General features: G+C 36.7%; 10 protein-coding genes and 2 tRNA genes. 10 read left to right on the forward strand and 2 right to left on the reverse strand.

Annotation, left to right across the window (positions count from 1 at the left end; genetic code table 11):
* The first annotated feature begins 14 nt into the window (after positions 1 to 14).
* The 3 genes from ACTJIP_RS18720 to ACTJIP_RS18730 are packed head-to-tail and all read left to right on the forward strand — an operon-like array spanning position 15 to position 2,119.
* Positions 15 to 1,424 (forward strand): MBL fold metallo-hydrolase, encoded by a 1,410-nt coding sequence (locus ACTJIP_RS18720; protein WP_077419407.1) that lies wholly within the window; start codon positions 15 to 17, stop codon positions 1,422 to 1,424.
* Positions 1,425 to 1,428: 4 nt separating this feature from the next.
* Positions 1,429 to 1,806, forward strand: coding sequence for a rhodanese-like domain-containing protein (locus ACTJIP_RS18725; RefSeq protein ID WP_428168801.1), 378 nt, complete (start codon positions 1,429 to 1,431; stop codon positions 1,804 to 1,806).
* Between the two features lie 13 nt (positions 1,807 to 1,819).
* Positions 1,820 to 2,119, forward strand: coding sequence for a thioredoxin family protein (locus ACTJIP_RS18730; protein ID WP_077419405.1), 300 nt, complete (start codon positions 1,820 to 1,822; stop codon positions 2,117 to 2,119).
* Positions 2,120 to 2,173: 54 nt separating this feature from the next.
* Here ACTJIP_RS18730 and ACTJIP_RS18735 read toward each other — a convergent pair whose 3' ends face one another.
* Positions 2,174 to 2,926: a nitrilase-related carbon-nitrogen hydrolase gene (locus ACTJIP_RS18735; RefSeq protein WP_077419404.1), complete on the reverse strand. Its 753-nt coding sequence runs from the start codon at positions 2,924 to 2,926 to the stop codon at positions 2,174 to 2,176.
* 235 nt (positions 2,927 to 3,161) lie between these two features.
* Between ACTJIP_RS18735 and ACTJIP_RS18740 the strand changes: the two genes are divergently transcribed.
* From ACTJIP_RS18740 to ACTJIP_RS18770, 7 genes are all read left to right on the forward strand, one after another.
* Complete coding sequence (locus ACTJIP_RS18740; protein WP_047377248.1) at positions 3,162 to 3,602, forward strand: DUF6646 family protein; 441 nt, start codon at positions 3,162 to 3,164, stop codon at positions 3,600 to 3,602.
* Positions 3,603 to 3,708: 106 nt separating this feature from the next.
* The gene (gene rseP, locus ACTJIP_RS18745; RefSeq protein ID WP_440704939.1) at positions 3,709 to 5,199 is read left to right on the forward strand and encodes an RIP metalloprotease RseP; all 1,491 of its coding nucleotides are present in this window, start codon (positions 3,709 to 3,711) and stop codon (positions 5,197 to 5,199) included.
* A gap of 80 nt (positions 5,200 to 5,279) precedes the next feature.
* Positions 5,280 to 5,353, forward strand: a tRNA-Asn gene (locus ACTJIP_RS18750).
* A gap of 300 nt (positions 5,354 to 5,653) precedes the next feature.
* Positions 5,654 to 8,836, forward strand: coding sequence for a S41 family peptidase (locus tag ACTJIP_RS18755; protein WP_440704940.1), 3,183 nt, complete (start codon positions 5,654 to 5,656; stop codon positions 8,834 to 8,836).
* Positions 8,837 to 8,906: 70 nt separating this feature from the next.
* The gene (locus ACTJIP_RS18760; RefSeq protein WP_077419401.1) at positions 8,907 to 9,626 is read left to right on the forward strand and encodes an AAA family ATPase; all 720 of its coding nucleotides are present in this window, start codon (positions 8,907 to 8,909) and stop codon (positions 9,624 to 9,626) included.
* Between the two features lie 135 nt (positions 9,627 to 9,761).
* Positions 9,762 to 9,835 (forward strand) — tRNA-Asn (locus tag ACTJIP_RS18765).
* Between the two features lie 275 nt (positions 9,836 to 10,110).
* Entirely contained in the window at positions 10,111 to 12,642 is a 2,532-nt protein-coding gene (locus ACTJIP_RS18770) for a DUF5686 family protein (RefSeq protein WP_440704941.1), read from the forward strand.
* A gap of 77 nt (positions 12,643 to 12,719) precedes the next feature.
* Here the strand turns inward: ACTJIP_RS18770 and ACTJIP_RS18775 are convergent, their stop codons facing one another.
* Complete coding sequence (locus ACTJIP_RS18775) at positions 12,720 to 12,887, reverse strand: bacteriocin-like protein (protein ID WP_175627300.1); 168 nt, start codon at positions 12,885 to 12,887, stop codon at positions 12,720 to 12,722.
* Positions 12,888 to 12,933 lie beyond the last annotated feature (46 nt).

Raw genomic sequence — 12,933 nt, forward strand, 5'->3', positions numbered from 1 at the left:
AAAAAAAGACCCCAATGAAAATTGAACAAATATATACGGGCTGTCTGGCTCAGGGTGCCTATTATATTGTATCAGAGAATGAAGCAGTCATTATAGATCCTTTAAGAGAAGTAAAACCTTACCTGGATCGTCTGGAAAAAGATAATGTCACTTTAAAATATATTTTTGAAACTCACTTCCATGCAGATTTTGTATCAGGCCATTTGGATTTAAGCAAGAAAACAAGTGCTCCGATTGTATATGGACCTACTGCTGCTCCTGAATTTGAAGCAATTATTGCCGAAGACAATCAGATTTTTGAGATCGGAAAAGTAAAAATAAAGGTAATGCACACTCCCGGACACACCATGGAAAGCAGCACTTATCTTTTAATAGATGAAAACGGTATTGAAACTGCAATTTTTACAGGTGACACCTTATTTTTAGGAGATGTCGGAAGACCAGATCTTGCACAGAAAGCAACCAATCTTACCCAGGAAGACCTTGCGGGAATTCTATACGACAGTCTTCAGAACAAAATTATGCCTTTGGATGACAGCATTACCGTTTATCCTGCTCACGGGGCAGGTTCTGCCTGCGGAAAAAACATGCAGAAGGAAACGGTAGATATTTTAGGAAACCAAAAGAAGACGAATTATGCGCTTAATCAACCCGATAAAGCCTCTTTCATCAGAGAGGTTCTTGATGGTTTAACAGCACCACCAAAATATTTCGGAATGAATGTCGCATTAAACAAAGGTGGATATGAAAGTCTGGATGTTGTAATGAACAAAGGATTACAACCTGTAGCGCCGGAAGATTTTGAGGCACTGGCTGAAGAAACCGGAGCATTAATTTTAGATACAAGAGGAGCGGCGGACTTCCATAAAGGATTTGTTCCTAACTCTATCAATATAGGATTGAAAGGTGATTTCGCCCCATGGGTAGGAAATCTTATCGTGGATGTAAAGCATCCTCTATTACTGGTAGCAGATGAAGGAACCGAGGAAGAAGTAATTACCAGACTAAGCAGAGTAGGTTTTGATAATGTAGTAGGTTATCTGGAAGGAAGTTTTGAAGGCTGGAAAAATGCAGGTAAGGAAACTGATGAGATCAAAAGAATTACCCCATCTGAGTTTGCTGAACAGTTTACAGAAGATGCAAAAGTAATTGATGTAAGAAAACTGACTGAATATTCTGCAGAGCATATTGACAACGCTTATAACAGGCCACTGGATACAATCAGTGACTGGGCCCGCACTATGGATGATTCGGAACATTTCTTTCTTCACTGTGCAGGCGGATACAGAAGCATGATCGCAGCAAGCATCCTTAACTCACACGGAATCAGAAACTTTACCGAAATAGAAGGAGGTTTTAACGGCATCAAAAAGACGGAAAAATTCCCGACTACAGATTTTGTATGCCAATCTAAAACGTCATAAGATCATGAAGATACAGTTTTTTGGGCTTGCTTTAGCAATGGCTTTTACGCTAAGTGCCTGTAAAACATCTCATACCTCTTTCACACCCAAAGCTAACATCAAAGAAGTAGTCAATAGCTCTGATGTAACATTGGTGGATGTCAGAATTCCGGAACAGTATGCTGCAGGAACAGCAAAAAATGCTGTCAACATACCATTAGCAGAGCTTCAAAGCAATATAGAAACCTTGAAAGGTAAAAAAGTTGTTGTGTTCTGTAATAAAGGAGTTCAGGCAGATCAGGCTATGGAAATTCTGAAGAAAAACGGAGTGGAAGCCTATGATGGTACAAGCTGGAAGAATGTAAAAGCAATCCAGGACGAAACAAACAAAAAAGTAAACTAATAAAACCAAAACTATGTCACAAAAATTTCAGGAAATCATTGATTCCGAAAGGCCTGTACTGATCGATTTTTTCGCAACATGGTGTCAGCCTTGTAAAGTACAGTCTTCAGTATTAAATACGGTAAAGGAGAATGTTGGCGAAGAAGCAAGAATCATCAAGGTAGATGTAGACCAATATCCTGCATTAGCAGCTCAATATGGAGTGCGCGGAGTTCCTACTCTTGCCATTTTCAAAAAAGGAGAACTATTATGGAAAGAAAGTGGTGTACATGATGTGAATACACTCACTAATCTTCTCCAGCAATATGCTTAGATAAGGACCAAAATAAAGGCTGAAATTCAAATGAATTTCAGCCTTTATTTTTTATTACAATTGAATAGAGAAACTATCCCGGTCATTTAAAAACTGAAAATGGGTTCTGAAATCTTTCAATTCATCTATATTTAGTTCTGCGGACACAAGATTCCCTTGTTTTTCAGAAATTTCTTTTCCGTCTGCAAAGAAGCAGTGAGAACTTTCCTGATAAAACAAATTGTTTCCATCAGTTCCAATTCTGTTTAAGCCAAATACAAAAGATAAATTTTCAATAGCCCGGGCTTTTAGCAAATGTTCCCATGCTCCTACTCTTTTCTCGGGCCAGTTGGCCACATATAAAATAGCATCGTAGTCATCATTGTTTCTGGCAAAAACAGGAAAACGAAGGTCATAACATACTTGAAGCAAAAATCGTATTCCCTGATACACAACAACTACCCGCTCTTTTCCAGGTGTATATACTTTATCTTCTCCTGAAAAAGAGAACAGATGCCGTTTATCATAAAAAGAAACTTCACCACCCGGCCGTACGAAATACATTCTGTTGTAAAAGTTTCCGTTGTGTTCTACCGGAGCACTTCCACAGAATGCTGCATTTTTATCTTTTGAAAGTTTCTTCAAAAATTCCAGTGATTCATTATTTCTGTCCGAAACTTCAGAAGCGTCCATACAGAAGCCAGTAGAAAACATTTCGGGTAGAAGAAACAGATCCGCTTCCACATTATGAAGCTCATTTTCTATGAGTTTAAAATTCTCAGCTTTATTTTTCCAGATGATATCTAAATTAAGCCCTACAACTTTCATCTTTTATTCTTTTTAAATTATTTCAAATCTGAAGTATAAAAATACGCCTTTTATCATTACAAAAAGAAAACTCTCAGGAGAATTCAACTGCAGAAAAACAGTGTCTCCTTCTCCAATATCAAACAATATTTCATAATAATTTATTAAAGTCTTTCATTTTTATAATACGGATTCTCTTTCGGTTTCATTTTTGATAGAGATATTTTTTATTACTATCCTTAAAAATTTAAAATTTATGAAGAAATTGTTTTTTATGGTGACGATTTTCTTTTTTGGGGCCATGGCTAATGCTCAGGCCTGGACGGGAAAAGGGGATCAGAAAGTACAACTGGGGCTGAGTGCCTGGGGATATGGAACCGGAGTAACGGGAACCTACGACTATGGGCTCAATAAACTTATTTCAGTAGGAGCCGGAATCAACGGCTATTTTGACAATTATAAAAACAACGATAAGGATAATCGTGTTTTTGTTTTCGGGAGACTGAACTTTCATTTACAGGAAGCACTGAACCTTCCCTCAAAATGGGATATCTACCCTGGTGTAGACCTTGGAGTTCTCGGAAGAGACTTCGGAGTTGGCGCTCACATTGGAGCCCGTTATTTCTTCACAGAGAAAATAGGGGTATTTGCAGAAGTAGGTAATAATGGCAGTCTGGGTGTTTCTTTCAATTTATAATCAAATCGTCTTTAAATATGACAAAGCTTCTCGTTTCGGGGAGCTTTTTTATTTGGCATAGTTTTGATAATTGTTACCTTTGCAAATTAAAATCTAAAATTTATTAATGGAAATAGCAATCAAACTTTTTCAGTTCATTCTGAGCATCTCTATACTTGTGCTTCTTCATGAGCTTGGGCATTTTTTACCGGCAATATGGTTCAAGACCAGAGCAGAGAAGTTTTTCCTGTTTTTTGATCCTTACTTCTCCATATTCTCCATGAAGAAAATCAACGGGAAATGGCAGTATAAGTTTTTATCAAAGAACCTGCCGGATTCTGAAGTAATAGAGGTAAACGGAAAGAAGGAAGAAGTTCCTATCGATATATCAAAACTACCGGACAATGACTGGAGAAAACATCCTGAACAAACCAAATACGGAATTGGATGGCTTCCTTTCGGAGGGTATGTAAAAATTGCAGGAATGGTGGATGAAAGTATGGATACTGCCCAAATGAAAAAGCCGGCAGAACCATGGGAATTCAGATCGAAACCGGCTTGGCAGAGACTTATTATTATGCTGGGTGGAGTTACGGTTAACTTTTTCCTTGCATGGTTGATCTATAGCTCTTTATCATTCTTCAACGGAGAAACCTATACAGATATCACGAAATTCGACAATGGTATTGAAGCGACTTCAGCAGGAAAGAAAATGGGATTCCAGAATGGTGACAAAATCATCAGCGTAGATGGAAAACCTGCAGAGAGACTTGAAAATACATCAATCAATATTCTTTTAGGAGACCATGTTACCGTAAACAGAAACGGCCAGGAAGTTACTTTCCCGGTAAATGCTGACGGTGTTGCAGATGTTCTTAAGCAGAGAGAAGCAAAATTGTATATCACTCCAAGAGTTTCTATGGTCATTGATTCATTGGCAACTCCTTCTTCTCAGGCATCAGGTCTTGCGAAAGGAGATAAAATTGTAGGAATCAACGGTAAAAAAGCGGCATTCTTTGATGAAGTAAGCACTCTTCTAAGTGAAAATAAAGGTAAGACGATTACTGTAGATGTTGAAAGAAATGGGGCTTTGCAGACATTACCAGCAGTTTCTGTTGATAAAAACGGAAAACTAGGGGTAGCAATTGATACAAAAAACATCGCAAAAGCTGTTGTAACAAATAAAAAATACTCTTTTGGGGAGGCTATTCCAAGAGGATTTACCAGAACTATTGAAGCATTAACTACCCAGGTTAAGCAGTTCAAAATCATGTTCAACTCTAAAGTTCAGGGGTATAAAAATGTAGGAGGTCCTATTGCGATTGTAAAGAATATGCCTGTAGATAAAGATGCAGACGGAAACTTTAAGATCAACTGGGTTGCTTTCTGGAGCTTTACAGCAATGTTCTCCGTATGGTTGGCATTCCTGAATCTTATTCCTATTCCGGGACTTGATGGCGGACACGTTTTATTTACTTTATATGAAATTATTGTAGGAAAACCGGTTCCACAGAAGGTTTTGGAAAACGCACAAATGATTGGAGTTATCTTCCTGTTAGGATTGATGTTACTGATCTTCGGAAGCGACATCTTCAAGGTGTTTACAGGGAAATTATAATTTTTTTAGAAATTTTTATAAAAATATTTGTAAGGTATAAATATTCGTCCTATATTTGCACCACTTAAAACAAAGGACATTCCTCCTTAGCTCAGTTGGTTAGAGCATCTGACTGTTAATCAGAGGGTCGCTGGTTCGAGCCCAGCAGGAGGAGCAAAAAGACTTACAGAAATGTAAGTCTTTTTTTTTGTGCTTTCATCTGAAGATATCATTTAAAAAGATAGATATTTGTAACTTACCTTAAGTTTTTATGAACTATTTATCTGTTTTACGGAATATCACCCACCATTTCGGGTATTTTCATGTAACGATTTCCCCAATAATCCGACTATTCTTACTTAAGGAATTATAGAATTTGAGAAATTAACATCTTATAAATACTTCTCTAATAACTTGCATCTAAAAAAAATAACAAAACCAACATTATTGTATTTTATAAATACCTTATTATACCATGAAGAAAACTATTATTTCGTTATTAACAGCATTTTCTATTATAGGGATTTCAGCACAGGAAAAGTCTTATTTTTTATCAAGCCCCTCATTGAGTCCGGATGGCAAGACAGCCTATTTCTCTTATGACGGCGATATCTGGAAAGTAGATTCAAATGGTGGAAACGCTTCAAGAATTACAGCCCTGGATGGAGAAGAAATCAATCCCCGCCTTTCACCGGATGGAAAATGGCTTGCATTCAGTTCTAACCAATATGGAAATTATGATGTGTATGTAATGCCTGCAGACGGGGGAACGATCAAGCAGCTAACTTTCCACACCGGAAGAGACGAAATGGAAAGCTGGGCATGGGACAGCAAAACCATTTATTTTACTTCCAGCAGAAATAATAATTTTGGCAGTTTTAAAACTACTATTGAAGGAAAAACACCACAAAAGCTTTTCAGTAATTATTTTAACAACACCAATGGACTTGTAGAAACGCCGGCGGGAGAATATCTTTTCACCAGCTCTTCAGAAAGTGCCCATCAGGTACAACGCAAGCGCTATAAAGGAGAAAATAATCCTGATATTTTAGGATACAACCCTAAAAGCAATTCTTTCAAACAGTACACTAACTATGAAGGAAAAGATTTCAACCCAAGTGTAGATAAAAAAGGTATTATTTACTTTATTTCCGATGAGAATAATGGAGAATACAATCTTTATCAACTCGAAAATAGTAAGAAGGCTTCATTAACCCAATTTGACACTTCTATTAAAAAACCTTTTGTTTCAGCAGACGGATCTAAAGTCATTTTTGAAAAAGATTACCAGCTTTATATTTACGATATCGCTTCAAAAAATGCAAAACCTCTGAATGTAAGCCTGAATACTAATAAAACGCTGGAAAAAGAACAAAACTTCAACGTGGAAAATAATATTTCCTATTATGATGTATCTCCGGATGGTAAAAAAATGGCCTTTATAAGCCGCGGTGTTTTATTTGTATCTGATATTGAAGGAAAATTTGCACAACAGGTTTCTGATGGGAAAGAACGTGCCATGGAAGTAAAATGGTTGAAAGACAACCGTACCCTGCTTTACAGTCAGACCTACAATGGATACCAAAACTGGTTTACTATTCCAGCAGACGGAAAAGGCCAGCTCAAACAATTAACAGAAGATTTACGCAATAACCGAAGCATCACGCTTAATAGCGACCTTTCAAAAGCGGTTTATTTAAGCGGCCGTGATGAAGTAAGATTGCTGGATTTAAAAAATTTCAAATCTACAACGATCGTAAAAGACGAAATATGGGCTTTCCAAAACTCAAGACCTTCTTTTTCGCCAAACAATGAATACGTACTGTTCTCTGCGAAAAGAAACTTTGAACTGGATATTTTCATCTATAATATCAAAAAAGGACAGACGCTCAATCTTACCAATACTGGTGTTTCAGAGGAAGATCCTGTATGGTCTCCAAACGGCAAATACATTTATTTTGCCAGCGATAGAACCAATCCGTCTTATCCTTTAGGCATGCAGAAGTCTAACATTTACCGCATGGCTCTGGACTGGTTTGACGAACCTTTTAAATCTGAAAAATTCGATACTCTCTTTACTGAAGAAAAGAAGGAAACAAAATCTACTGATAAAGCGAAAGATAAAGATAAGAAGGACAAGAAAGAGGAGGACAAGGATAAGGAGAAAAAGGAAGAAAAAGAACCAATAATTAAAGAACTGAAAGTAAATCCTGAAGATACCCTAGACAGAATCGAACTGGTAACCGACCGATATGGATATCAGGATGATCCTGCAGTTTTTGCAGACGAAAAAAAGGAAATTCTATTATTCAATTCTAATCAGGATAATGGGAAAAGACAGTTGTACAAAAAAGTGTTCACAGATTTTGAGCCTGCCAAATCCGAAAAAGTTTTCGATAAAGCAGCGTATTATCTTACCAAAAATGAGAAAAACCTGTTTGCGCTGATAGAAGGTAATATTTATAAAACAACTGTAGCGGCTTTAAAACCTGAGAAAATAAATATTCAATATAGTTTTGATAAAGACCTGGCATCAGAATTTACTCAGATGTTTGCTGAAGCATGGACTGGTGTGGAAGAAAATTTTTATGATGAGAAGTTCCATGGGATTGACTGGAAAGCAAAAAAGGAACAGTATGCCAAATATCTTCCGTATGTACATAACAGAAATGATCTGAGAATTTTATTAAATGATCTTTTAGGAGAGCTTAATTCTTCACACACCGGATTTTCTTCAACCGGAAAAGAAGAAACAATGTACCTGAACTATTTCACTAACGAAACAGGAATTATCTTCAAAAAAGATCAGCCTTACACTGTAGAAAGTATTGTAAGAAAATCTCCGGCTTTCCGCTCAGGAGTTGATATTAAGCCTGGCGACCAGCTGATTTCTGTAAACGGGAAAAAGGTGGATCTAAACGAAAATATCGAAACGTATTTTACAAGCCCCAAAAAACAGGAAGAACTTGTTCTTACTTTTAACCGTGATGGTAAAAATATAACCACCAAAGTACATCCGATTTCTAATGGAGAATTAAAAGGATTGCTTTATGATGATTGGATCTACAACAATCACCAGCGTGTTGATAAGCTTAGCAACAACCGTATTGCCTATTCCTGCATGAAAAATATGTCTACAGATGAGCTGGACCGTTTCCTTCTGGATATGGTAGAACAGGAAAACAGAAAAGACGCTGTAATTCTTGATCTGCGTTACAATACAGGCGGAAATGTTCATGATAAGGTTTTAAATTTCCTTTCTCAGAAGCCTTATTTACAATGGAAATATCGTGAAGGAAAAATGACGACACAGCCTAACTTTGCTCCTTCCGGAAAACCTATTGTACTTCTGATTAATGAAGCTTCACTAAGCGATGCCGAGATGACTGCAGCCGGATTTAAAGCACTAAAACTGGGTAAAATTATTGGCCAGGATACCTATCGTTGGATTATTTTCACTTCAGCTAAAGGTTTGGTAGACGGATCTTCTTACAGACTGCCTTCATGGGGAACGTATACTTTGGACGGACAAAATCTTGAAAAAACGGGCGTGAAACCTGATATCTATGTTAAAAACACCTTTCTGGACCGTCTTCAGGACAATGACCCTCAGCTGGAAAGAGCTGTTCAGGAAATACTTAAGGATTTAAAGAAATAAGAATTAAGAAAATTGCTCTTATTTTTTGCACATATTTTGCTTGATAGGATAAATAATTCTATCAAGCAAAATGCCTTACTTATCAAAGATTTATTTAAAAGATAATCATCCACAAGACTTTCCTTTCAATCTGCCTTTTCTACGCAACGGTTTAGATATAAGGCTAAAAAGCAATGTTACCTTTTTCATTGGCGAAAATGGAATTGGAAAATCCACATTGCTTGAAGCCATTGCAGACCAATGTAATTTCAATGTGGCCGGTGGAAGCCGCAATCATCATTATAATTTTCATAAAACAGAGTCTGTACTGTCAGATTATCTTACTCTTTCCTGGCGTAATAAGACTTCTCAAGGCTTTTTCATGAGAGCAGAAAGTTTTTTCAACTTTGCTACCTATATTGATGAAGTGGCGGAAGAAGATCAAAGAGTGCTGGAAGCCTATGGAGGAAAATCTTTGCACCAGCAATCTCACGGTGAAGCTTTTTTATCATTATTCCATAACCATTTCCAGCATGGTATTTATATTCTTGATGAACCGGAATCTGCTTTATCACCACAAAGACAACTTTCTTTGCTATCTATTATTCATAAATTAGAAAAAACAGGAAAGGCTCAGTTTATAATTTCAAGCCATTCACCCATATTAATGAGTTACCCATCTGCTGAAATTTATGCACTTGATGACAAAATTCAAAAAATCCACTATAAAGAAACAGAGCATTATCAGTTAACAAAGAATTTTTTAGAAGCACCGGAACGGTATTTTCAACATTTATTTGAAGACCTCTAGATCTAAATAAAAATATTCAGAAATATTTCTTATTGAAATTCAATACATTTAGTCAAAAGTCACCCTGAATAAGGAGAAAGACTTGACTGATATTAATATTCCTATTATATTTGCACCACTTAAAACAAAGGACATTCCTCCTTAGCTCAGTTGGTTAGAGCATCTGACTGTTAATCAGAGGGTCGCTGGTTCGAGCCCAGCAGGAGGAGCAAAAAGACTTACAGAAATGTAGGTCTTTTTTTTGTTTATAATTTTAGCGCAGCAGCAAACAGCATCCCGTTAACACAGTATCTCCCTTACTCTATTAATACCCTGATTATTATCCTTTAAGCATTAAAATTTCTCATTTAATTTTAATAATCACATATATAATTTTTCCTACATTTGCCGTTTTATAGGGTATACTAAAAATATTTTATTTTTTTACCTATTTTTTTTAATAAACTGCATACTTTTTGTTTATGCTAATTGCCTGAAGAAACGAATGATGTTAAACAATAACTCCCAAAAACACTATCTTTTATTTTTTTTCCTGATTCTCTCCAGTTCCGTATGTGCTCAAAACCGAGCCAGTGGCAAGATAGTTGACGAAAAAAGCAATAAAGAACTCAATAAAGTTGATATTTTTATCAACAATGATAAGACTCCATCCCTGACGACAACTTCAGGCAGTTTCACTATTCAGTCAGACAGTATTATCCATCAGTTAAAATTTTCCAGAAAAAGTTACACTACAGAAACACTTGACATTACCCCTGAAAATGCTGAAAATATTTTTGTGCAGCTTTCTCAGGCTAAAGTAAGTGATATTCAGGAGATCGTTCTTCAAAGTGGTAAGACTAAATACAAGAATAAAAAAGAAAACCCTGCTTACGCCATTATGCAAAAAGTTTGGGCACAAAAAAGAAACAATGGGTTAGAAAAATTTGATACCTACTCGTATAAAGAATACGAAAAAACCCAATTTGACCTAAACAACCTGGACAGTGCTTTCATGAAGAAAAAGATTTTCAATAAACTGGATTTCATTTTCGATTATGCTGATTCCACTGCAAGCGGAAGACTTGGACTTCCTGTTTTCCTGAACGAAGCTGTTTATGAAAATTATGGTAAAAACAAACCAGACAAAGACAGCAAAAGAACATTGGTTGCTCAGAAAACTTCGGGATTCCAGGACAATCAGGTAATTACCGTTTCAGCTAAAAATTTATATCGTGATATTAATATCTACGACAATACTTTAAATTATTTTGATATCGGATTCCAAAGCCCTGTGGGAACAGATGGATTCAGTACCTACGACTACAGTCTTATGGATACCATTACTGTTCGTGGTGAGAAAACCTTTCAGATCAGATATCAGCCTAAAAGAAAAGATATCCTCGCCTTTCAGGGAAATCTTTATATAGATACGGACACCTATGCCGTTTTAGGGGCAACATTAAAGTCAACCCAAAAAATCAATGTCAATTTCGTCAACAGTGTCTATACGCAGGTGGAGTATGACAATCCTGATGAAACGACTTTTCTTCCTAAAAAACTGGTTACAGAATTTGAAATGAGCCCTTTTTCAAAAAAGAAGGGATCGAAAAGTATTATAGCCAAAAGATCGGTAGATTATTCCGAATATGAGTTTAATAAACCTCTTGATCCGAAAGTATTCAAACGCACGGAAGAGGAATATGAAGATAAATTTACCAATAAAGATGATGCCTATTGGACCAAAGCCAGACCTGATACTTTATCTAAAGCAGAACAGGGTGTTTACAGTATGCTTGATCAGCTTCAGCAGACGCCAAAATTCAACCGAATGGTAAAACTGTTTGAAACCCTTGGCTCACGGTATTACAATGCCTTTAAAGGAATAGATATTGGTCCTATTTTCTCTATTTACGGAAGGAATGAAGTGGAAGGGGACAGAATAAGATTAGGAGCAAGAACTTATTTCGGATTGAATGATACCTGGAGGGCTCAGTTTTATACAGCCTATGGTTTCAAAGATCAGCAGTTTAAATATGGAGTGGAGGCAAGATATATGTTCAATAAGCTTAACCGATTTATGATTGGAGCAGGAACCAGCAGAGACATCGTTCAGCTTGGAGGCCAGCTTACATCCGGTGATGGTGTCACTCCACAATCTTCATCTTCCAGTACCTTTTTTGCTAGAGGAGAAAATATTTCTTTGAGTTCTGTAAACAAAACAAGTGTTTTTGCGGCTATTGAACCCTGGAAAAACTTTCAGATAAGAGTGGATGGAGTGATGCAGAGCATTAAATCCGCTATTCCGGAGAAATTCAACCTGATGTATTACAAAGATGGCCGACTAAGGCAAACAGTGAATGACTCACATGTTACCATCAGTTTAATTGCTAAACCAGGCGCTAAATTTTCTCAAACCGGAATTGACCGTTATCAGGCCAGAAACCTGGCACCAACCATTGTTTTAAGATACACCAGAGGTATTGAAGGTTTATTTAATGCCGACTTCAATTATGATAAGCTTCAGTTCATGCTTTATAAGCCGTTTTTGATTGGAAGCATGGGAAAACTGGTAGTAAATTTTGAGGCTGGAAAGAACTTCAGTACAGTTCCTTTAGCATTACAGAATATCATTCCGGCCAACCTTTCATATGGTTTGGTACCAAATACATTCTCTCAGCTTAACTATTATGAATTTGTGACTGATGCTTATACCACGCTTCAGCTGGAACATCATTTTAACGGTAAGATCCTTTCTTATATTCCTTTGATTAAAAAGCTAAAATTCAGGGAAGTAGCATTCATCAGAGGAGCCTACGGAACGCTAAGCGATGCTTCTAAGGCAATCAACGTAGAAGGTTTTAGATACTCAGCGCCAAGCGAACATATTTATTATGAATATGGATTCGGAATTGAAAATATAGGAATCGGAAACATTAGAATTTTCAGGGTAGATTTCAACTGGAGAGGAAATTATCTTGACAGGCCGGATATTTCAAAATTCGGTGTTAAAGCAGGATTCCAGGTAGGATTCTAAACAAAATACAATACAAAAACAGGTTCGGCGGCTTCTTTGAAGCCGCCGAACTTTTATTTTCTAACTCATATAAGATATTAAAAGCATTCGCAAGGTTCTTCTACATCAAGCAGACAGCGCATTTTCTGCTCCTTTGTCAGCCCACACCATGTACTACATGATGTAATAGGTTTTGGCGGGCACCATACAGCACCTCCGTTAATACTCTTCAGATTTTTTTTCGTTAATCTCCTTAAATTTTTCATGATTATATTTAGTTTTATTTTGTTGCCTACTCTCTCTGCTTTTCGG

It is taken from the genome of Chryseobacterium sp. 22543 (genome assembly GCF_052044565.1).
Lineage (GTDB): Bacteria > Bacteroidota > Bacteroidia > Flavobacteriales > Weeksellaceae > Chryseobacterium.